The organism is Micromonospora sp. LOL_015 (genome assembly GCF_048060275.1).
Lineage (GTDB): Bacteria > Actinomycetota > Actinomycetes > Mycobacteriales > Micromonosporaceae > Micromonospora_E.
The window spans coordinates 1-21,503 of the sequence record NZ_JBHMIO010000024.1; the positions used below are offsets into that span (position 1 = coordinate 1).

General features: G+C 71.0%; 16 protein-coding genes and 3 pseudogenes. 11 read left to right on the forward strand and 8 right to left on the reverse strand.

Annotated elements, in window-relative coordinates:
• The coding region (locus tag ACFHWU_RS19015) for a HAMP domain-containing protein (RefSeq protein ID WP_416557540.1) at positions 1-1,312 on the reverse strand (1,312 nt) is incomplete at its 3' end.
• A 111-nt stretch (positions 1,313-1,423) separates the two neighbouring features.
• Here ACFHWU_RS19015 and ACFHWU_RS19020 point away from each other — a divergent pair.
• A pseudogene (locus ACFHWU_RS19020) lies at positions 1,424-3,502 on the forward strand (SpoIIE family protein phosphatase); the annotation flags it as partial.
• 764 nt (positions 3,503-4,266) lie between these two features.
• Here the strand turns inward: ACFHWU_RS19020 and ACFHWU_RS19025 are convergent.
• Positions 4,267-4,749 (reverse strand): annotated as a pseudogene (locus ACFHWU_RS19025) (FAD-binding oxidoreductase); the annotation flags it as partial.
• A gap of 124 nt (positions 4,750-4,873) precedes the next feature.
• Here ACFHWU_RS19025 and ACFHWU_RS19030 point away from each other — a divergent pair.
• A complete protein-coding gene (locus ACFHWU_RS19030; RefSeq protein ID WP_416557538.1) occupies positions 4,874-6,961 on the forward strand; it encodes a S9 family peptidase in 2,088 nt (695 codons plus the stop codon).
• 160 nt (positions 6,962-7,121) lie between these two features.
• On the forward strand, positions 7,122-7,478 hold the full coding sequence (locus tag ACFHWU_RS19035; RefSeq protein WP_416591164.1) for an STAS domain-containing protein: 357 nt from the start codon (positions 7,122-7,124) through the stop codon (positions 7,476-7,478).
• Here the strand turns inward: ACFHWU_RS19035 and ACFHWU_RS19040 are convergent.
• Entirely contained in the window at positions 7,396-8,862 is a 1,467-nt protein-coding gene (locus ACFHWU_RS19040; RefSeq protein WP_416591165.1) for a CynX/NimT family MFS transporter, read from the reverse strand. The genes ACFHWU_RS19035 and ACFHWU_RS19040 overlap by 83 nt on opposite strands.
• A gap of 50 nt (positions 8,863-8,912) precedes the next feature.
• Between ACFHWU_RS19040 and ACFHWU_RS19045 the strand changes: the two genes are divergently transcribed.
• Entirely contained in the window at positions 8,913-9,614 is a 702-nt protein-coding gene (locus tag ACFHWU_RS19045; RefSeq protein ID WP_416591166.1) for a FadR/GntR family transcriptional regulator, read from the forward strand.
• Positions 9,615-9,770: 156 nt separating this feature from the next.
• Here ACFHWU_RS19045 and ACFHWU_RS19050 read toward each other — a convergent pair whose 3' ends face one another.
• Complete coding sequence (locus tag ACFHWU_RS19050; protein ID WP_416591167.1) at positions 9,771-10,406, reverse strand: hypothetical protein; 636 nt, start codon at positions 10,404-10,406, stop codon at positions 9,771-9,773.
• A gap of 204 nt (positions 10,407-10,610) precedes the next feature.
• Between ACFHWU_RS19050 and mscL the strand changes: the two genes are divergently transcribed.
• The 6 genes and pseudogenes from mscL (at position 10,611) to ACFHWU_RS19080 (ending at position 14,176) form a co-directional block, all read left to right on the forward strand.
• The gene (gene mscL / locus ACFHWU_RS19055) at positions 10,611-11,015 is read left to right on the forward strand and encodes a large conductance mechanosensitive channel protein MscL (RefSeq protein WP_416591168.1); all 405 of its coding nucleotides are present in this window, start codon (positions 10,611-10,613) and stop codon (positions 11,013-11,015) included.
• Positions 11,016-11,461: 446 nt separating this feature from the next.
• Positions 11,462-11,752 carry a hypothetical protein gene (locus ACFHWU_RS19060; protein WP_416569502.1) on the forward strand — a complete coding sequence of 97 codons (291 nt, stop codon included), beginning with the start codon at positions 11,462-11,464 and terminating at the stop codon, positions 11,750-11,752.
• Positions 11,753-11,759: 7 nt separating this feature from the next.
• Positions 11,760-12,113: a hypothetical protein gene (locus ACFHWU_RS19065; RefSeq protein WP_416591169.1), complete on the forward strand. Its 354-nt coding sequence runs from the start codon at positions 11,760-11,762 to the stop codon at positions 12,111-12,113.
• A 152-nt stretch (positions 12,114-12,265) separates the two neighbouring features.
• A pseudogene (locus tag ACFHWU_RS19070) lies at positions 12,266-12,910 on the forward strand (DUF6642 family protein); the annotation flags it as partial.
• Positions 12,911-13,227: 317 nt separating this feature from the next.
• A complete protein-coding gene (locus ACFHWU_RS19075; protein ID WP_416591170.1) occupies positions 13,228-14,025 on the forward strand; it encodes a helix-turn-helix domain-containing protein in 798 nt (265 codons plus the stop codon).
• The gene (locus ACFHWU_RS19080; RefSeq protein ID WP_416591171.1) at positions 13,979-14,176 is read left to right on the forward strand and encodes a DUF397 domain-containing protein; all 198 of its coding nucleotides are present in this window, start codon (positions 13,979-13,981) and stop codon (positions 14,174-14,176) included. Before ACFHWU_RS19075 ends, ACFHWU_RS19080 begins: the two co-directional genes overlap by 47 nt.
• A gap of 87 nt (positions 14,177-14,263) precedes the next feature.
• On the opposite strand, the gene ACFHWU_RS19085 is transcribed toward ACFHWU_RS19080, so the two are convergent.
• Complete coding sequence (locus tag ACFHWU_RS19085) at positions 14,264-15,172, reverse strand: serine hydrolase (protein WP_416591172.1); 909 nt, start codon at positions 15,170-15,172, stop codon at positions 14,264-14,266.
• A 7-nt stretch (positions 15,173-15,179) separates the two neighbouring features.
• Positions 15,180-16,085 carry a LysR family transcriptional regulator gene (locus tag ACFHWU_RS19090; RefSeq protein ID WP_416591174.1) on the reverse strand — a complete coding sequence of 302 codons (906 nt, stop codon included), beginning with the start codon at positions 16,083-16,085 and terminating at the stop codon, positions 15,180-15,182.
• Positions 16,086-16,212: 127 nt separating this feature from the next.
• Between ACFHWU_RS19090 and bla the strand changes: the two genes are divergently transcribed.
• Positions 16,213-17,130 carry a class A beta-lactamase gene (bla, locus tag ACFHWU_RS19095; RefSeq protein ID WP_416591175.1) on the forward strand — a complete coding sequence of 306 codons (918 nt, stop codon included), beginning with the start codon at positions 16,213-16,215 and terminating at the stop codon, positions 17,128-17,130.
• A gap of 77 nt (positions 17,131-17,207) precedes the next feature.
• On the opposite strand, the gene ACFHWU_RS19100 is transcribed toward bla, so the two are convergent.
• Positions 17,208-19,445: an ATP-dependent RecD-like DNA helicase gene (locus ACFHWU_RS19100; RefSeq protein WP_416591203.1), complete on the reverse strand. Its 2,238-nt coding sequence runs from the start codon at positions 19,443-19,445 to the stop codon at positions 17,208-17,210.
• A gap of 67 nt (positions 19,446-19,512) precedes the next feature.
• Positions 19,513-21,489: an ABC transporter ATP-binding protein gene (locus tag ACFHWU_RS19105; RefSeq protein WP_416591176.1), complete on the reverse strand. Its 1,977-nt coding sequence runs from the start codon at positions 21,487-21,489 to the stop codon at positions 19,513-19,515.
• Positions 21,490-21,503 lie beyond the last annotated feature (14 nt).

A 21,503-nucleotide genomic window follows, 5' to 3' on the forward strand; every position in this document is an offset into this window, starting at 1 on the left:
CGAAGGAGGAGAGCTGGTCGACCATGGTGTTGACGGTCGACTTGAGTTCGAGGATCTCGCCGCGTGCGTCGACGGTGATCTTCTGCGACAGGTCGCCCTTGGCGACCGCCGTCGAGACCTGGGAGATGTTACGAACCTGACTGGTCAGGTTGCCGGCCAGCTGGTTCACGTTCTGGGTGAGGTCACGCCACGTCCCGGAGAGCCCGCGGACCTGGGCCTGACCACCCAACTTGCCTTCGATACCGACCTCGCGGGCGACCCGGGTGACCTCGTCGGCGAACCACGACAGCTGGTCCACCATCGTGTTGACCGTCGATTTCAGCTCCAGGATCTCGCCCTGCGCGGCGACGGTGATTTTCTGGGACAGGTCGCCCTTGGCGACCGCCGTGGAGACCTGGGCGATGTTCCGTACCTGGGCGGTCAGGTTCGACGCCATCGAGTTGACGCTGTCGGTCAGGTCCTTCCAGGTGCCAGCCACGTTCGGCACCTGGGCCTGCCCGCCCAGCTTGCCCTCCGTACCGACCTCGCGGGCGACCCGGGTGACCTGCTCGGCGAACAACCGCAGCGTGTCGGTCAGCATGTTGATCGTGTCGGCGAGCTCGGCGACCTCACCCTTTGCCGACACGGTGATCTTCTGCGACAGGTCGCCCCGCGACATCGCGGTGGCCACCTGGGAGATCGACCGGACCTGGTGGGTCAGGTTGGAGGCCATCGAGTTGACGTTGTCGGTCAGGTCCTTCCAGGTGCCGGAGACCCCCTTGACCCGCGCCTGGCCACCCAGCTTGCCCTCGGTGCCCACCTCCCGGGCGACCCGGGTGACCTCGTCGGCGAACGACGACAGCTGGCCGACCATCGTGTTCACCGTCCGGCCGATCCGCAGGAACTCGCCGCGCAGCGGCTGTCCGTCGATCTCCAGCTCCATGTGCTGGGACAGGTCACCCTCGGCGACCGCCCGGATCACCCGGGCGATCTCGGTGGTCGGTCGACCCAGGTCGTCGATCAGCGCGTTGATCGCCTGGTGGTTGTCCGCCCAGGCACCGCCGAAGCCCTCCTCGTCGAGGCGTTCGCTGAGCCGGCCGTCCCGGCCGACGATCCGGCTGATCCGGCGCAGGTCCAGGTGCTGACGTTCCTGCAGCGAGACCACCTCGTTGAAGGCGTCGGCGACCTCGCCGGCCACCCCGACCCGGCGGGGCAGCCGTACCTTCAGATCCCCCTGCCCCACCCGGCGCAGTGCCTCGGCGAGCTCGGTCAGCAGCGCGGTCTCGTCGATCGCCGGCCGTTGGTCGGAGGACAGCTGTTTCGCGCTGGTCATAACTCCTCGCTCAGCTCTTGGAGTGGGCTGACCTCATCATTGCTCGACTACCGTGGCAGATGCGAGGCGCATGCCCGCACCAATCGGTCAGGGGATCGGAGGAACCGGCAGGTGACAGCTAGGGCCGAGCGTTCCGCCACCGGCACCGGGAGTGAGCATGTCCGGCGGGTTCGTCTGCCGGCCGACCGACGGACCCCGGCCACCGCACGTGCGGTAGTCAGATCGGTACTGTCCGAAGCCGCCCTGGATGAACTGATCAACGAGGCGCTGCTGCTCACCACCGAGCTGTCCACCAACGCGGTCGTACACGCCGGCACCGAGCTGATCATCGAGGTGGTGGCCGACCCGGTCGGGCTGACCGTCACGGTCACCGACTTCGCCGCCGGCCCGATCGAGAACGTCGCCGCGCTGCCCCGCAACGAGCGGCAGAACATCTCCGAGGTGTCCGAGCGGGGCCGGGGACTGCTCCTCGTCGACCACTTCGCCAGTCGGTGGGGCACCACCCACCTGCGGACCGGCAAGGGGGTCTGGTTCCGGCTCGACCGGCACGGCACCCCACCGGCACCGGACGACTGGTTCCCGCCGTGGCCGGCCGACACCCGGCCGGCACCCGCCGCCGACGATGATCACCACACCCGGCCGCCGGCCGCGCCCAGCGCGGGGACACTCGCCGCGCTGATGCAGGCCGGGCCGGAACCGCATGCCGACGATCCGCTCGCGGACCTGGCCGGCAGCCTGCTCGCCCGGGTCGCGGACCTGGTCGGCGCGGCCGGTGGCACTGTCCGGCTGGACCGTGGCGACGGCAACGGGGTCCAGATCCTGGCGCGGTACGGCCGGCAGCCGCGCTCCGGTGAACTGCTGCGCGTACCGCTGACCGTGCACCGGCCGTACTCCGGGGAACTCGAACTCGACGCCGCACCGTCGGACTACGCCCGGCCGCTGGCCGCGCTCGTCGCCGAACGGCTCTCGCTGCACCTGGAGAACGACCGGCTGCGCCGCGCCGACCTGCGCCGGCAGACCTGGCTGACCTTTCTGGCCGAGGCGAGTGAACTGCTCGCCCAGTCACTCGACGTCGACCTGACAATGGCGTTGATCCCGCAGCTGGTGGTGCCCCGGCTCGGCCGGTGGTGCGCGGTGCACACCGCGGACGAGTGGGGCCAGCTGCAGTTGGCCGCCGCGAGCCACGCCGACGAGACGGTCCTGCCCACGCTGCACGCCGCGCTGCGCGAGTCCGGCCCCGACTCGGTGCTGGCCCGTCTGCGGGAGGCCTGGCGCAGCGGATCACAGGTGCCGCTCGGCGCGCCGATGGAGGGCTTCGCCGTACCGCTGGTGGCCCGGGGCCAGCGTCTCGGCACCCTCGCGGTCGGCCGGCACCAGCGGCACCGGCACGACCCGGACGAGGTGTCGGTCCTGGAGGACGTGGCCCGGCGGGCCGCGCTGGCCATCGACAACGCCCGAATTCATCAGGAACGCCGACGGGTCGCGCACACCCTGCAACAGTCACTGCTGCCGCCGGGACTGCCCACCATCGGCGGGATCGGGCTGGCCGCCGAGTATGTGCCCAGCGGCGACGCGGTCGAGGTCGGCGGGGACTTCTACGACGTGGTGCCGCTGTCGGAGGGCCGCTGGCTGGTGGTGGTCGGCGACGTGTCCGGCAAAGGGGTGCAGGCCGCCACCGTCACCGGGCTGGTCCGGGACGTCATCCGGGTGCTGGTCCGCGACGGCAAGGCGTTGCCGGAGGTGCTGGCCCGGCTCAACGACACGCTCGTCGAACGGGGCGGTGGCCGCTACTGCACGCTCGCGATGGCCGCCGTGACGGTGACCGCCGACCAACAGCTGGACGTCCGGCTGCACCTGGCCGGCCACGACCGGCCGGTGCTGATCAGCGGGTACGGGCAGGCCCGGTTCGTCGGCGCCGGCGGTACGGCGCTCGGGCTGCTGGAGGAGATCGTCGCACCGTCGGTGGACCTCAGCCTGGCACCCGGCGACTCGCTGGTCTTCTACACCGACGGGATCACCGAGCGGCGCAACGGGCGGGAGCTGTTCGGAGCCGAGCGGCTGCGCCGCGCGGCGGCACCGCTGGCCGGCTTCTCCGCCGACGTGGTGGCGGCCCGGCTGCGTACCACGACGCTGGACTTCTCGGTCGAGGCACCTCGCGACGACATCGCGGTCCTGGTGGTACGCAACGAGCCGGCGGCGAACCGGCCGGGCGCCAGCCGGTGCTGCGGGTCGAACCGTTGCTTGAGCTCAAGTAGCCGGGGCAGGCCCGGCCGGTGGCCCCAGATGTCGACGGCCTGTCGGACCTCGGTGGGCGCGGTCAGCACCACGCAGCTGCCGCTGCGCGCCAGCAGCACCGCCCGAACCGTCGCCAGGGTCTCGGCGACCCGCTCCGGCGGGGTCGACTTGGGAAGTACGGCGTGCACCAGGCCGGTGCCGACCGAACCGCGAACATCGATGGGCGCGCCGACCGCGTCGCGCACCGCGTAGATCGCGGCGTGCAGGTGCGCGGCCGGTACGTCGAGCCGCAGAGCGATGTCGCTGGCGGTGAACGGGTAACGCCGCCACCAGACCGGCGGTCGGGCGGTATCGACGGCGTCGCCGCCGAGCAGTGCCGCCGCCCGGCCGGCGCGTCGCCGATTCAGACCCGGCTCACCCTCGAACAGCACCGCGAGCTGCCCGCCGGGCGGCACCTGGGGCGTCCGGACGGTGCGCGCGGCGTGTGCCGGCAGGTCCAGCTCGACCGCCACCGGGTGCAGCCCGTCGACGGTCAGCTCGCCGACCAGGTCGCGTACCTCCAGCGGGGTGTGCACGGTACGTCGCACCCAGCGTCGGTCGGCCGGCACCGGCTGCAGCCGGACCGTCGCGGCGACCAGTACCGCCAGGGCCCCCTGCGAACCGCAGAGCAGCTGGGGCAGTTCGTCACCGGCGTCAGTCTCCGATGCCGCCCGGACCAGCCGCCCGGCGGCATCGACGTAGTCGACCCCGGTCACGTGCCGGCGCGGCGGACCGTGCCGGTGGCTCAACGGTCCGGTCTCGTCGGTGGCGACGATCCCGCCGACCGTCGCCGACGCGGAGGGCGGGTCCAGCGGCATCCGCCAGCCGGCCCGGCCGACGGCCTGCTGGGCGGTGTGCAGCGGGGTGCCCGCGCCGACCCGGACGGTGCGTGATCCTGGCGGGCGGTGCCAGACGCCGGTCAGCCGGGAGGTGTCCAGCACGACGTCCACCTGGGACGGAGGAGTCCACCAGTCCAGTTTGCTGCCGGAGCCGCGGGGGATCAGGGTCAGATCCCGATCGGCGCACAGCCGCAGCACCTCGGCGGTCGCCGAGGCCGTGCCCGGTGCCGCCACCCAACGCGGAGCGGCGGCCGCCACCTCATCGTCGGGGCCAGCGTCGCGCAGGTGCGCGGCACCACAGATCTCAGCCAGTCGAGCGGCCATGTCCTGAATCACCGTCGAGTCACCCCCTCCTCGCGCTGATCGTACACGTGTTCTAATCGATCCGGATGGCCGTGCGGCGTGCCGCCGCGACCGGGCAGCCCGCTCCGGGCGGTACCGTGGCCGGGTGACGACCCAGACACCGGTTCCGCCGACCGCCAAGCGTGTCCCGACCGAGCGCGTCCACCATGGCGACACGGTCGTCGACGACTACGCATGGCTCGCCGCCAAGGACGACCCGGACACGATCGCCTACCTGCAGGCGGAGAACGCCTACACCGAGGGTGCCACGGCGCACCTCGCCGCGCTGCGCGAAACACTGTTCGGCGAGACGAAGCGGCGCACCCAGGAGACCGACCTGTCGGTGCCGACCCGCAAGGGCGACCACTGGTACTACACCCGGACCGTCGAAGGCCGGCAGTACGGCATCCACTGCCGGCTCGCGGTCCGGCCCGGCGAGTCGGCCCCGCCGGCCACTGTCGACGGCGTGTCGATCGACGGCGAGGAGATCCTGCTCGACGGCAACGCCCTCGCCGAGGGGCACGACTTCTTCGCGCTGGGCACCTTCGACGTCAGCCCGGACGGCCGCTGGCTGGCGTACTCCACCGACTTCTCCGGCGACGAGCGTTTCACCCTGCGGATCAAGGACCTGTCCACTGGCGAGGTGCTGCCCGACGAGGTGCCGTCGACCTTCTACGGCACCGCCTGGGCGGCCGACGGCAGCGCGCTGTTCTACCTGACCGTGGACGACGCGTGGCGCCCGTACCGGGTCTGGCGCCACCAGATCGGCACCGGCGCGGACCGCGACGTCGTCGTCCACCAGGAGGACGACGAACGGTTCTGGGTCGGCGTCGAGCTGACCCGCTCCGAGCGGTTCATCCTGATCGACGCGCACAGCAAGACCACCAGTGAGGTACGGGCACTACCGGCCACCGACCCGACCGCCGAGCCGGTGGTCATCGCCCCGCGTCGGCAGGGGGTGGACTACTCGGTCGAGCACCACGGGCACCGGTTCCTGATCCTGCACAACGACGGCGCCGAGGACTTCGCCCTCGCGTACACCTCTGTGGACGCCCCCGGCGACTGGGTTCCGCTGATCGGGCACACCCCCGGCACCCGGCTCGAATCGGTGGACGCGTTCGCCAGCCACCTGGTGGTGTCGCTGCGTACTGACGGACTGACCGGGCTGCGGGTGCTCCCGGTCGGCAGCACCGACACCTTCGACATCGAGTTCCCCGAACCGATCTACAGCGTCGGGCTGGACGCCAACCCCGAGTACACCACCACCAGCCTGCGGATCCGGTACACCTCGCTGATCACCCCCGACTCCATCTACGACTACGACCTGGTCACCCGTGACCTGGCGCTGCGCAAGCGCAAGCCGGTGCTCGGCGGCTACGACCCGGCCGGCTACGAGCAGCACCGGGAATGGGCGGTCGCCGATGACGGCACCCGGGTGCCGATCTCGGTGGTGTGCCGCGCCGGGACCCCCCGGGACGGTTCCGCGCCGTGCGTGATCTACGGGTACGGGTCGTACGAGATCAGCATGGACCCGTGGTTCTCGGTGCCCCGGCTGTCGCTGCTGGACCGTGGCGTGGTGTTCGCTGTCGCGCACGTGCGAGGCGGCGGTGAGCTGGGCCGGCGTTGGTACGACGACGGCAAGATGATGGCCAAGAAGAACTCGTTCACCGACTTCGTGGCCTGCGCCCGACACCTGGTGAAGGCGGGCTGGACCACCTCGGACCGGCTGATCGCCCGGGGCGGCTCGGCCGGTGGGCTGCTGATGGGCGCGGTGGTCAACCTCGCCCCGGACGCGTTCGGCGGCATCGTGGCGCAGGTGCCGTTCGTGGACGCGCTGAACACGATCCTCGACCCGACGCTGCCGTTGACGGTCACCGAATGGGAGGAATGGGGCAACCCCCTGGAGGACCCCGACGTGTACGCGTACATGCGCTCGTACACCCCGTACGAGAATGTCGCCGCCGTCGATTACCCGCCGATCCTGGCCGTGACCAGCCTCAATGACACCCGGGTCTTCTACCACGAACCGGCGAAGTGGGTGGCGAGGCTGCGCGCGGTCGCCCCCGGCGGGTCATACCTGCTGAAGACGGAGATGGGTGCCGGTCACGGTGGCCCGAGCGGGCGCTACGACGCCTGGCACGAGGAGGCCTTCGTCACGGCCTGGATTCTGGACCGGGTGGGGCTGGCCGGCTGACCCGGCCAGCCGGGTGCAACCCGCCGTCGCCGCGATGACGCCGGCTGCGGCGGGTCGCCGACCGGCCTGGGGGATTATGGTGACCGGGCAACGAACTCCCGGTCCTGCGCGGACGACAGCAAGTGGAGTACCGTTCGAGCGGAATGGCTGGAGGTCTCGAATGTCCCTGACGGTGCAGACGGAGCAGCGTGGCGACATCGTCGTCGTGTCGGTCGGTGGTGAGTTGGACATGGCCACCGCACCCCAACTCCAGGACCAGATAACGGATCTACTGGACAAAGGTCGCAGTCGGCTGGTCTTCGATCTGGCCGACGTGTCGTTCTGCGACTCCACCGGTCTGTCGGTCTTCGTCCGGGCGAAGAACGGGTGCGACGAGGCGGGCGGCGTCGTCCGGCTCGCCGCACCGCAGCGCGGGGTGCGGCGCATCCTGGAGGTCAGCGGCCTGGTCGAGGTCCTACAGACCTTCCCGACCGTCGACGAAGCGGTCTCGGCCCCCCAGCCGGCTCCGGCCGACTGACCGGGGCGGTGCCCGCCTCGTCCTCGATCCAGCGGGGCCGGGCGATCGCCCAGCCCGTACCGGTCTGCACCAGTAGCGCCACACCGAGCAGACCGATCGGCACCAACCAGCCGCCGGTCTGCTCGTACAGCAGACCCACCGAGAGCGGGCCGAGCGCGGCGATCAGGTAACCGGCGCTCTGGGTGAACGCCGACAACGACACGACGCCGGCCCCGGTCCGGGCCCGGAGCCCGATCATTGCCAGCGCCAGCGGGAAGGTGCCCTGGCCGAGCGCGAGCAGCACCATCCACGCCAGGGCACCCTCGTACGGCAGCCAGAGCAGCCCCACGTAGCTGAGCGCGGACGCCACGGCGGTACCGAGCACCAGCGGCCGCAGACTCGACATCCGGGTGGCCAGCGTCGGCATCAGCAGCGCGATCGGGACAGCGACCGCAGTGACCCCGGCCAGCAGCAGACCGGCGGTCTCCGGTCGGAAACCGGCGTCGCGGAACACCTGCGCCAGCCAACCCATCTGGGCGTACGCGCCGAACGACTGCGCGCCGAAGAAGCCGGCCATCAGCCAACCGAGCCGGGTCCGACCCGGTCGGATCACCGCCGTCGCGCCCGGCCGCGCCAGCGGCCGCAGACCGGCACCCCGCTTTGTCGCACCGACGGCCGTGGCCGCCGGGCGTCGTCGGTCCCGCCAAGCGACCGGCACCCAGAACGCCGCGGCGGCGACGGCGATCAGCGCCCAGAAGCCGAGTCCGGCCCGCCAACTGCCGGCCGCGTGGGCGATCGGGACCGCGGTGCCGGCCGACACCGACGCGCCGATCGTCAACGACATCATGTACGCACCGGTGACCAGGCCGGCCCGATGCGGGAAGTACTGCCGGACCAGCATCGGCAGCAGCACGTTCGCCACCGCGATCCCGGCCAGGGCCAGGGCGCTGGTCGCCACGAACAGCCAGGCGGAGCTGGTGGTGACCCGGAGCAGTTGACCGGCGGCGAGCGCCGCCATCGAAGCCACCAGCAGCCGTGGTGGCGAGAAGCGGCGGACCAGCCAGGGGGTGAACGCGCCGACCGAGGCGAAGGCCAACGCCGGCAGCATGGTCACCACGCCGGCAAGTAGGCCGGACAGTGCCAGGCCGGTACGGACCTCGTCCAGCAGCGGGCCGAGGCTGGTGATCGCGAGCCGCAGGTTGAGCGCGACGAGGATCATCGCGATCAGCACCACGACCGTGCCGCGCCGGCCGGCCCCGCCGGTCGCCGTCCCGGCCGGTGCAATGGCCTGCACCGGCCGGGACCGCCCTGGTGCGGCCGGCCCGGGTGAGGCCGGCCTCGACACGGTCGACCCCGGTGCGGTCCGGGTATCCGGGCGGCCGGTGAGGGCGGTTGGCGGAGTCATGTCACCCATCCTAAAATCATGGGATGATTTATGGTCGGGTGATGTAACCGATGACACCCTCGGCAGCTTCCCCGCCGGCACCTGCCGGCCAGTCCGGCACTTCCCGCAGGTCCCGGCAGACTCTGGTCCGGCAGGCGATCGATTCGCTGCGCGATCAGATCGCCGCCGGCGACTGGCCGCTCGGCACCCGGATCCCGACCGAGCCACGGCTGGCCGAGGCGCTCGGCGTTGGGCGCAACACGGTCCGGGAGGCGGTACGCGCGTTGGTGCACGCCGGTGTGCTGGAGTGTCGGCAGGGGTCCGGCACCTACGTGATCTCCACCGACGAGTTGGCCGGCGCGGTGGCCCGTCGCTGCGCCACCGCCGAGTGGCGGGAGACCGTGGAGGTCCGCCGGGCGTTCGAGGTCGAGGCGGCCCGGCTGGCGGCGCAGCGACGTACCCCGGCGGATGTGGCTTCACTGGACGCGGCGCTGGCCGACCGCGAGGCGGCCTGGCGCGGGGGCGACCTGGCCCGGTTCGTCGACGCTGACCTGACGTTGCACCGGGCGATCATGGCCGCCGCACACAACGTGATGCTGAGCGAGTTGTACGACTCGATCGGCGCGGCGATGCGGGCCACCGTCGCTGAGGCGGTCGGACCGGACCTGCACCCGGACCGGCACGTCGACCACGCCCGACTGGTCGCGGCGATCCGCGACGGGGACCCGGATCGGGCGGCCCGAGAGGCGGCCGTCTACCTCGGCACCGACTGACCGCGACCGCTTACGCAAGACCGGCCCGTGACGCTCACGCAACGAGGGGCCGGACCCCGGGGGCGGGGCCCGGCCCCTCGTGCTGACCAGCGGCGCTGCGCGGTGGTGCTGCGCTGCGGCGCGCTGCTGCGGTCCTGCTGCGGTTGGCGCAGTGGGTCAGCTGTTCCAGTGCTGGGCGACCAGCTCGGCGGCCTGGGTCTCCCACTGGGCGTAGTGGTCCGGGTACGCCGACACCTGCACGGTCTGGGCGGCCTCGGTCAACGCCATGTCCTGCCAGCCGTCGACGGCCTTGAGCCCGTCGAGGAACGCGGTGGTGGAGTACTCCACGTCGGTGATCTGCTCCACGGTGCCCCAGCCCGACGACGGGCGCTGCTGGAACAGGCCCTGCGAGTCGTGGTCGTTGCGGTCACCGAGGTGGCCGAGGTTCTCCAGCTTCGACTCCTGCAGGGCGGTGGCGATGGCGACCACGGCGGCCCGCTCGTCCATGCCGGCCTTCTCGGTGGCGGCGATGATGCCCTTGACGTTGTCGGTCTGCTCGCCGGACAGGGCGATCCGGGACTGCTCACCCTGCACGCCGTGCGGGGTCAGCTTGCCGGTGTCGACGCGGTCGCTGGTGGCGCCGGTGTCACTGGTGGTGACGGCGGTGTCCGGGGTGGTGGCCTGGACGCCGGGGGTGTGCTGGGCGGCCAGGGCGGGGGCGGCGATCGCGCCGCCGGCCAGGGCCAGCCCGGCGATGCCGAGGGCGGTGTTACGCAGCTTGTCGCGGAGCGTACCGGTGATGATCGTGTTCATGGGGGGTCCACCTCTCCGTGCCGGGGGGATCGCCGTTCCAGGTGGTCGTGCGGTGCGGGGGCGGACCACGCACAACGACAGCCGGTCACCAGGCATTCCACCCCGAGGCCGGGGTCGGGCGGCGGGGCGTGCGCCGGCGGGGCGGGCAGCTCGTCGCGGTAGGTTGTCGACCGATATTCCGCTCAGCTGCCGGGAGTGCCCCTCATGATCAACGGCTTCAAGAATTTCATCCTGCGCGGGAACGTTGTCGACCTCGCGGTCGGCATCGTCATCGGTGCGGCGTTCACCGCCGTGGTGACCCAGTTGACCAAGTCGTTCCTGGAGCCGTTCATCAGGCTGCTGTCCGTGCTGCTGACCGGCGAGGAGGGCATCGGCGGTGTCGGGTTTGAGTACCGTGGCGTGGTCTTCGACTGGCCGGCCTTCGTCAACGCGGTGATTACCTTCGTGCTCACCGCCGCCGCGCTGTACTTCCTGGTCGTCATGCCGATGAACCGGCTCGCGGAGCGTCGGCGTCGGGGCGAGGAGCCGCCGCCGGCCGCGCCGAGCGAGGAGATCAAGTTGCTCACCGAGATCCGGGACGCCCTGGTGACCCGCCGCACCGACCGGTAGGTGCCGTCCGGGGTGGTTTCCGGCGCGGACCGGATCGAGGGAACCGTCATTGTCGTCAAAGCGGCTCCGAGACAACCATGTGGGTTCCCTCGATGGTGCCAGGTGGACGAGGCGCCAGCTGGGAGAACTCTCCGTAGTTGCCCTATCACTCCCAGCAGTTGAAAAATGGCGGCGGCGGGACGTGATCTGCGTGACACTTGACGCATGGAGCAGCTAGCCGGGATCACGTCCCAGGACTGCGCAACCCCTACCCGACCCGTCGCCGACCTTGGTCGACCGACCGCCCAACCCGCTGGTGGGCGGGCGGTGGCGACCCTTGTCCGGCCCCGCTGTGACGACCCCACCTGCGGCACCTGCTACCAGCGGCCGGAGACGGACTGACCGCCGTACCCGGGTCGGTCGCCCGATCCGGTGGCCACCCACCACCGCCGTACCCACTCGAACAAATGTTCGATAGGGTCCGTCGGGTGGAGCAGCGTAAACACTGGTGGAACGGCAGTTGGGGGCGGCTGGCCCGGCGGGACGTGTTCCTCCGCGCCGACGCCGACAGGTGGTTCGTCGAGGCCCGCGTCGGCGGCGCCGAGGGCAGGTCACGGTTCACCGAGTACGACACCGAGGAGTCCGCGTACGACGCGGTCCGTCGCCTGATCGACGGCCCCGGCGCCTGGCGCGAGGTCTCCGACGGACGGTTTGTCGCACGCCGACACGGGGAACCGGACTTCCATGAACGCGGCTGACGCATCTGTGACAGACCGGATCACCACCGGCATGCCGGTGATCGACGCACGGGGTGACGAGATCGGCACCGTCGCCCTGGTCCGTCCAGCGGATCCGAACGCGGTGACGGTCGAAGGCGCCGTCGATCCGCAGGACGCGATCGGCGACGAGGTGCCCCACCCGCAGGTGGGCGACGAGCCGGCCACCGCGCCCGACGTGGCGGCCCGGCTGCTGCGTACCGGCTTCATCAAGATCAGCACGACGGAGCCGGCGGCGCTGCCGGGCGATGTCGGCTACGCCAGCGTCGAACAGTTGGCGGCGGTCGACGCCGGGGTGGTCCGTCTCGCGGTGCCCCGGTCCGAGGTGACACCACCGGCCTGACCGGCGGTATGGTCACTGACCGGACCGGCAGGTGGGTGGCGGGCCCCGACCAGCTGCGAACCGGGGCGGTCTGGCCGGCTGTGGACCTGGCCGGTCTGGCCGGCTGCGACCTTGGGCGGTCCGGCGGGTGGTCCGCGACGGTGGGAGGCGACGTGGCGCGCGGTGGTGTCTTCTGCATCGAGGGGCAGTGGCATCGCGACCTGAACGAGCGCGGCTCGGTGCTGCCGACCCTGGAGCTGCTGGAACGGCTCAGCCGGATCCGGTTCATCCACCGCGACGCCGCGACCCCCGACGAGCTGGCCTACTTCCTGGACCGCTGGCTGCTGCGCCAGTACGCCGACTACCGGGTCGGCTTCTTCGCCATGCACGGCGAGCCGACCAAACTGTGCCTGACCGAACGGCACCACGTCGACCTGGACGACGTGGCCGAGCAGATGGCCGGCCGGTGCGCCGGCAAGCGACTGTACTTCGGCAGCTGTTCGGTGCTGCGCGCCTCCGACGCCCGGATGCGCGAGTTCCTCGCCACCACCGGGGCCTCGCTGATCTGCGGCTACACCCGGGAGGTCGACTGGGTGGAGTCGGCGGCGTTCGAGACGGTGCTGCTCGACGTGCTCGCCAACGGGGTCTACAACAACGCCGCTGAGCTGCGGATGGGCTCGTCGCACTGGGCGCCGCTGGCGGCGTACCTGGGCTTCCGGATCGTCTACGCCAACGGCCGCACCTGGCGCCCGGCGGGTCGGCAACGCGCGTCAGCCGGCCGGCAGCCGGGACCGGCGGGGCCCGAGCAGGCAGCAGCCGGCACCCAGCAGGTGCCGGTACAGGGCGGCAGGGCCAGGAGCGGCGCGCGGAGCAGGCCTTCGGGCATCGCACGGAAAGATCGATAGTGAGCAAGGTCCACCTGGCCTAATCTGCTTGCGGTCGAGCGCGATTCTCCGCCGATTCCGCCGTTTCATGACACTGGTCATGATCAATTGATAAGTGGTCGGGCGGGTGCTGTCGAGTTGTCGACTTCCACCCTGGGCCGTGACGCGCCGATGCCGGAGGATCGGGGGCGTGAGTTCGCTTCCTGAATCTGTGAGGTGACACGTTGAGCGATCCGAATGAATTTCGACAAGTGCTGAAGCAAATGCGAATGCAGCTCGGGATGTCTCAGGATGCGCTCGGTGCGGAGGTGCACATCAGCGGTTCCCAGATCGGAAACTACGAGTCAGGGCGGTCGATCCCACCCGACGACGTGCTGGCTGGCCTGGTCGCTGTGCTCAAGGCGGGGCCCGAGCTGCAGGAGCTTGCCGAGCGGGCACGCGGTGAGGCGGTCGCGCCCTGGCTACGGTCCTGGGTGGAGAACGAGCGCCGAGCGGCCATCATGCGTACCTGCCATGCCAGTCTCGTCCCCGGGCTGCTGCAGACCGAGGCGTACGCCCGGTCGGTGATCGCGGCCGGGCCGCACACCGAGGTCCAAGTCGAGGAGATTACCCGGGAACGGATGGCGCGGCAGGCGGCGACCCTGGGTCGCGAGGATCCGTTGCTGTTGCACGCGATCATCGGCGAGGCGGCGCTGCGGATCGGTGACTCGGTGATCATGAAAGAGCAGCTGGATCACCTGGTCGGGGTGGGATTCCTCCCCAACGTCGTGGTGCGGGTGGTGCCGTTCTCGGCAGGGCCGCATCCCGCGCTGACCGGCGCGTTCGAGATCGCCACCCTGATCGAGGGAGCAACCGTCGTCTACCGGGACAGCGTCGACGAGGGAGAGGTGGTCACCGGGCTTGCGACCGTACGCAACGTGCAGCGAGCATGGGAGTTGGTGTCCGCACGGGCGCTACCGTGTGACCTGTCCCGTGACCTGATGATAAGGGTGGTCGATGAGCATGAGCACCGAATTGAACTGGCGAAAGAGCACCCGGAGCGGCACTAACGGCGGGTCCTGCGTGGAGGTGGCCGATAACCAGCCGGGTCGGGTGTACGTCCGGGACACGAAGGACCGCGACGGCGGAACGCTGGCCTTCGTGCCGGCGGCCTGGCGTGGGTTCGTCGACCTGGCCAAGCGGGCCGGCTCCGCAAGCTGACCGTATCAAGATCAGGTGAGCGCTATGGACCTCACCCCGCTGTTGAGAGGTCCATAGCGCTCACCTGATCTTGGGATGTCGGTCGGGTCAGCCGCCCACCAGCCGAAGCTCGTCGTGCAGACTGCGGGCGACGTACGCCATCGCGGCCTCGGCCGCCGGCTGCACCATCGCCGGTACCCGGGATTCGGTCAGCGCGGCGACCGCGTAGATCTGGCCGTTGGCGTGTTCCACGACGCCGATCTCGTGCCGCAGGTTGAGCAGGGTGCCGGTCTTCGACGACCAGCGGGCAGCATCGGAGCTGAAGTCGGGCGCGAGTCGCTGTCGCAGCACGTTGTCACCCATCAGTTCGCGGACCCGGCCGGCAACCTGTTGGTTCATCGTGGCCGGCAGCCAGAGTTCGTGCAGGAGGTCGACGAAGGCGCGGGCCGATCCGGTACTGGCCCGGCTGACGTCGAGTTGGGCGACCGGGTGGCCGTGACCGGCGGTTGCCGCGCCGATGGCCAACGACTGCGCCAGGTGACTCTCCTGCGGGGCGAACCGTTCGGCAGGGGTGTCGGTCAGGTCACTGATCGGGTGCCGGACGATAATTCCGGACAACCCGAGCCGGCGCAGCCCGATGGTGACCTCCGCTGGCGGCGTGAGGTCGAACAACGCGTCGGCGGCGGCACCGTCGCTGATCGCCGTACTGAGATAGAGCAGGTCCTCGAGGGCCACCGTGGCCGGGTGGCGGAACTTGCTCAACCCGGTCGGGCCGGGCACAGCGACCCGGTTCGGGCGCACCAGGGTCGGCGCCGCCGGATCGAGTTCCCCCCGGTGGATCCGGTCCAACGTGACTACCGCCAGTGGGACCTTGACCAGCGATGCCGCCGGGAACTCCAGGTCGGGGTCGATGCCAAGTTCGTCGCCGGTACGCAGATCTCGGACCAGGACGGAGCCACGGAGTCCCGCCTCGTCGAGGGTGGCTCGTGCCAGCCGCAGCACCTTGGCGACGCCCATACCTTCCTCACCGTTGCTCGTCGGGCGGGGCACCGAGGCAGGTCCGCACTACGGCGTCCGGTAGGTCGTGCAACCGCCGGGCGTCCTCGGCCGACCCGGCCGCGATGTCGTAGCCTCGGGCGAACACCTGCTCGCCGATCGGGTGCCAGCGCAGCCCGAGATCCCGGGCCTGACTGGCCGAGCAGAGCAACAAGTCGCCGCTGTCGCCGCCGTACACGTCGGCGAGCGCGGCGACGAGTCCGGTGGCGATCCTGACCTGCGCGGGTGCCAGACCAACGGACTGGGCGAGGCGGACCATCCGGTCCCGTACATGCGGGACGTCGTCTTCAGGCTGAATCCAGATCCGGTTGCCGGCCCGGTCACGCCGAAACCGACCAGGGCGCAGCGCGGCGAGGAAGATCGGGTCGGCGGCGTCGCCGGTGGAGCCGTCGGACGAGCCGGCAAGCCCCAGCGGCACCTGCCACCGGCTGCCGTCGGGTGCCACGGCGAGCAGCGCCGCGCGTACCTCCAGGCCGTGGACCAGGTCGGCGCGCTCCGCCGGATCGGCGGGGACCAGATCCAGTTGCAGGCCGTCGGTCCGGGCCTCGGAGACCAACCGGGCCAGCCGCCGGGGCGGGCAGATCGCCGGAACGGCCAGCCGGAGCGGGCGCAGTCGGGCCTGCTCGGCGTTGTGTTCCAGGGTGTCCGCGAAGTCGACCAAGCGCCGGGCCGAGGGCAGCACGTCCCGCCCGAAGGCGGTCAGGGTGACGGCGCGTGACGAGCGGTCGAACAGCCGGGCACCGAGGTGCTGTTCGAGGGTGGCGATCCGCCGGCTGGCCACGGACTGCGGGATGCGGGCCGCCGCAGCGCCGATGGTGAAGCTGCCGTGGGCGCTGACCGCAACGAAAGCCCGGCAGGCGGCCACCACGTCCACGGCAGCTGATTCTATGCCCGGTTCTATGCCGAATCAGCATCAGAACGCGCACCGTCGTCTTTTACCGCATCCGACTCCTCTGCCAGGCTGACTGACATCCCAAGTGCACCTGGAAAGGATGCTTCGCATGACTTTGCGTACCTGTGTCCGTATCGCCGTCGCGGTGGTGGCGCTCGTACCGCTGGCGGGCTGTGCGACCTCGGGGTCGCCCGACGCCGCCCCGAGCGCTGTCGGGCAGCCGACCACGACGGCGACCACCGGCGCACACCTGGTCGAGCTCCGACGCCTGGAGGAAAGCTTCGACGCCCGGCTCGGCGTCTACGCCGTCGACACCGGCACGGGCCAGACCGTCGAACACCGGGCAGACGAGCGATTCGCGTACGCCTCGACCTTCAAGCCACTCGCCGCAGCCGCGGTGTTCGACCAGACCACCGATGCCGAGCTCGATCAGGTGATCCGATACAGCACCGATGACCTGGTCACCTACTCACCGATCACCGAACAGCACGTCGACACCGGCATGCCGCTGCGCGACATCGCCGATGCGGCGATCCGGTACAGCGACAACACCGCCGGCAACCTGTTGCTGGAGCAGCTCGGTGGCCCTGATGGCTTCGAGAAGCGGCTGCGGGAGATCGGCGACGACGTGACCGATCCGGACCGCTGGGAGACCGAGCTGAACGACTACACCCCGGGCGACCCCCGGGACACCAGCACTCCACGGGCACTGGCCGGAAGTCTGCGGGCGTACGCCGTCGGCGACGCGCTCGCCACGGACGACCGAGACCTGCTGGTTGACCTGTTGGTGGCGAACACCACCGGTGACGAGCTGATCCGAGCCGGCGTGCCGGATGGCTGGCGCGTCGGAGACAAGACCGGTGCCGCCGGATACGGCACGCGCAACGACATCGCCGTGATCTGGCCGCCGGCCGGCCAACCGATCGTGCTGGCGGTGCTTTCCGACCGGGAAGGCCCGGATGCCGGGTACGACAACGCGCTGATCGCACAGGCCGCGCGGGTCGTCGTCGCCGAACTGCGGCCGTGAGATCCGGGTCCGGCTGTGAGACCCGGGTTCGGCCGAGAGACCCGGCCGGTCGTAAGACCGGGTGGTCCGGACCCGGGTCAGTCGGGTGCCAGGCGGTGGGTGAGTGCGGTGTGCCGGCGGCCGGCTCCGGCGGTCCGGACCGCGATCGCGATCGCCTTGCGGGAGCCGACCAGGACCACGAGCTTCTTCGCCCGGGTCACCGCCGTGTAGAGCAGGTTGCGCTGCAGCAGCGTGTACGAGCTCATCGTCACCGGGATGACCACCGCCGGATACTCGCTGCCCTGGGAGCGGTGCACGGTGATCGCGTACGCGTGCTGCAGCTCGTCCAGCTCGTCGAACTCGTACTCGATGTCCTCGTCCTCGTCGGTGCGGACGGTCAGCTTGCGATCCTCGGTGCTGACCGCGGTGACCACCCCGATGGTGCCGTTGAAGACCCCGGCGGTGCCCTTGTCGTAGTTGTTGCGGATCTGGATGACCTTGTCGTTGATCCGGAACACCCGGGCGCCGTGCCGCCGCTCCGGCCGGTCGTCGCGCGGTGGTGCGAGCGCCTCCTGCAGGGCGGTGTTCAGGTTGCCGGCGCCGGCCGGACCCCGGTGCATCGGGCTGAGTACCTGGATGTCGCGGGCCGGCACCCGGAACTTGCGCGGGATCCGCCGGGCGACGATGTCCACCACCAGGCCGGCGACCGCCTCCGGGTCGTCGGCCGCGAACAGGAAGAAGTCGGCCATGCCGTCGGTACGGGGCTGCTCGCCGGCGTTGATCCGGTGCGCATTGACCACCACCCCGGACTCCTGGGCCTGCCGGAAGATCCGGGTCAACCGCACCTGCGGTACGGCCGGGGCGGCGAGCACGTCGCGCAGCACTTCGCCGGCGCCGACCGACGGCAACTGGTCGACGTCGCCGACCAACAGCAGGTGGGCGCCGGGTGCCACCGCCTTGACCAGCTTGTTGGCCAGGATCAGGTCGAGCATCGACGCCTCGTCGACGACGATCAGGTCGGCGTCGATCGGGTTGTCCCGGTCGTACGTCGGATCCCCACCCGGCCGCAGCTGCAGCAGCCGGTGCACGGTGGCGGCCGGGTGGCCGGTGAGTTCGGTCATCCGCTTCGCCGCCCGGCCGGTCGGCGCGGCGAGCACGATCTTGGCGCCCTTGGCGGCGGCCAGCGTGATGATCGACTTGACGGTGAACGACTTGCCGCAGCCCGGCCCGCCGGTGAGCACCGCCACCTTCGAGGTCAGCGCCAGGCGTACCGCCTGCTCCTGCTCGGGGGCGAGGTCGGCGCCGGTGCCGGCGCGCAGCCAGGCAAGCGCCCGGCCCCAGTCGACGTCGGCGAACGCCGACAACCGGTCGGCGCGGTGGCGCAGCAGCCGCAGCAGGCTGCCGGCCAGTGAGCATTCGGCCCGGTGGAACGGCACCAGGTAGACGGCCGGGATGGTGCCGCCCTCACTGGTCGGGTTCGGCACCGCCTCGCGTACCACGCCTTCCTCGGCGACCAGCGCGGTGAGCGCGTCGCGGACCAGTTCGACGGCGACGCCGAGGATGCCGGCGGCGTCGGTGCACAGGTTGGGCTCCGGCAGGTAGCAGTGGCCGTTGTCGGCGGCCTCGGAGAGGGTGTACTGGATGCCGGCCTTGATCCGTTCCGGGCTGTCGTGCGGGATGCCGACCGCCTGGGCGATGGTGTCGGCGGTCTTGAATCCGATGCCCCAGACGTCGGCGGCCAGCCGGTACGGCTCGTTGCGGACGATCGAGATCGACCCGTCGCCGTACTTCTTGTAGATCCGTACGGCGAGCGAGGTGGTGACTCCGACCCCCTGCAGGAAGATCATCACTTCCTTGATCGCCTGCTGTTCGATCCACGCCTTGGCGATCAGCGACGTCCGTTTCGGCCCGAGACCGGGGACCTCGATCAGCCGGCCAGCCTCTTCCTCGATGATGCGTAGCGTGTCGGCGCCGAAGTGGGCGACGATCCGGCCGGCCATCTTCGGCCCGATCCCCTTGATCAGGCCGGAGCCGAGGTAGCGTTCGATGCCCTGCACGGTGGCCGGCAGCACGGTGGTGTACGAGTGGACCTCGAACTGTCGGCCGTACTTCGGGTGCGATCCCCACCGGCCGACCAGCCGGATACTTTCCCCGGGCTGTACGCCGAGCAGCGAGCCGACCACGGTCAGCAGGTCGGTGCCGGACCGCTCGGTGGCGACCCGGGCGATGGTGTAGCCGGTCTCCTCGTTGGCGTAGGTGATCCGTTCCAGGACCGCCTCCAGTACCGCTGCCGGAGCCCGGGTCGGCGGCGCGGCCGAGGCGGCGGCAGAGGGCATGGCTGGCGGCGCAGCCGAGGGCGTGGCCGGGGCGGCGGTGGGTCCGGTGGTGGCGGTCACCGGTCGATTATCCGACGGGCGTGTCGGCGTACCCGCTCGCCTGCAGTTCGAACAGTTCCCGGTACAGCCCGTCGGCGGCGAGTAGCTCGTCGTGCGTACCGGCCTCGATCAGCCGGCCCGACCGCAGCACGTAGATCCGGTCGGCCTGGCGGACGTTCGCCAGCCGGTGGGTGATCAGCACGACAGTCCGGTCGGGTCGGCGTTTGAGCTGCTGGAACAGGGCGTGTTCGGCGCGGGCGTCCAGCGCCGCGGACGGTTCGTCGCAGATCAGCAGCGGCGCGTCGCGGTAGATGCCACGGGCGGCGACCAGCCGCTGCCACTGGCCACCGGAGAGGTCGTGGCCCTCCCGGAAGTTGCGGTCGAGCAGCGTCTGATAGCCGCGGGGCAGGCTTTCGATCATGTCGTGGGCGGTGGCGGCGGTCGCCGCATCCACCATGGACGGCCGTACCCGGTCGCGCTCCGCCTGGTGGCGGTCCGGCTGACCGTACCCTGACCGGTCGCGGTCCGGTCGGCCGATGGTGATGTTCTGCCCGGCGGTGAACGGGAACCGCCACCAGTCCTGGCTCACCACCGCGACCTGGCCGGCGAGCCGCTGCGGGTCGATCTCGTCGATGTCGACGCCGTCCCAGCGGATGGTGCCGCTGCTCGGCCGGTACAGCCCGGCGATCAGCTTGGCCAGGGTCGACTTTCCAGAGCCGTTCTCGCCGACCAGCGCGATCACCTCACCCCGACGCAGGGTCAAGCTGACCCCGTCGACCGCCGGCCGGTCGGTGTCCGGGTAGCTCAGGCTGACGCCGTCCAGCTCGATCTCGTCGTACCCGCCGATCCGCCGGCCGCCGGCCGGCGGCACCTGTCGGTCGGCGCGGGCCAGGAAGTCGCGGTAGTCGCGGTAGTACAGCGCGTCCTCGTACAGCGCGTTGGTGGCGTGGATGGCGGTGTTGAGGTTGGCCCGGGCGGCCTGGAGCGCGATCATCGCGGTGGCGGCGGCGGCCAACGGGATCATGCCGACCAGAAGCAGACCGCCGAGTACGGCGTAGACGACGAAGGTGGCGGTGCCGCTGAACGCGCCGCCGACGACCCGGGTGCCGGTCTGTGCCCGGACCAGTCGCAGCTGGGCCCGGGTCTCGGTGGTCATCGTGCGGTGGTACTCGCCGAGCAGGAAGTCCCGCATCTGGTAGGTGCGGATCTCCGCAGCGGTGTGCCGGTTCGCCATCAGGTGGGCCAACATCCACATCCGTCGCCGGCGGGTGATCCGGGCCAGCAACGCGAGGTATTCGCGGCGGGCGATCCGGATGGCGGTGACGGCGGCCGGTACCGCCGCCAGCAGCAGACACGGCAGCAGCAGCGGTTCGATGACGGTGACCGCTGCGGCGGTGGCGGCCACCCCGACGACCCCGGTGGTGAGGTTCACCGCGTCATCGACAATGGACGCCGCTTCGACGGTCCCCCGGTCGCGGGCCCGGTCCATCTCCTCGGCAAAGCCGGCGTCGTCGAAGGCGGCCAGCTCCACCGACGTGGTGGCCTCGAACAGCCGCAGCTCGGCCCGGTAGGTGACCTGTGGCATCAGCCGGGCCTGGGCCCAGCCGGCGGCGATGGTCAGCCCGCCCCGGGCCACCACGGCGAGCGCGGCGACGGCGAGTGCTGGAGCGGCCGCGCGGATCCGGTCCGGTGTCGGACCGGAGGCGAAAAGTTCCCGCAGTACGCTGCTGGTGGCCAGCAGCCCGAACGTGGTCATCACCCCGGCCACGATGTTCAGCCCGATCGCGGCGACCGTGTCGCGTGGGCTCACCGACCAGGCCAACTGGACCGCCTCGGCGAGGATCCCGGGCAGCCGGCGGGCGACCGTCCAGAAGCTGGTCTCGGCGAACGCGCGGGCGTGGTGCATCCAGTCCGCGTCGGCGAGTTCGGGCAGCGCCTCGCGGTCGGCGGGAGAGTCGGCCGGTGGTTGCGTGGCAGCGGAAGCCTTTTGTCGAATAGGCCACATTCGTCCGATCCTTT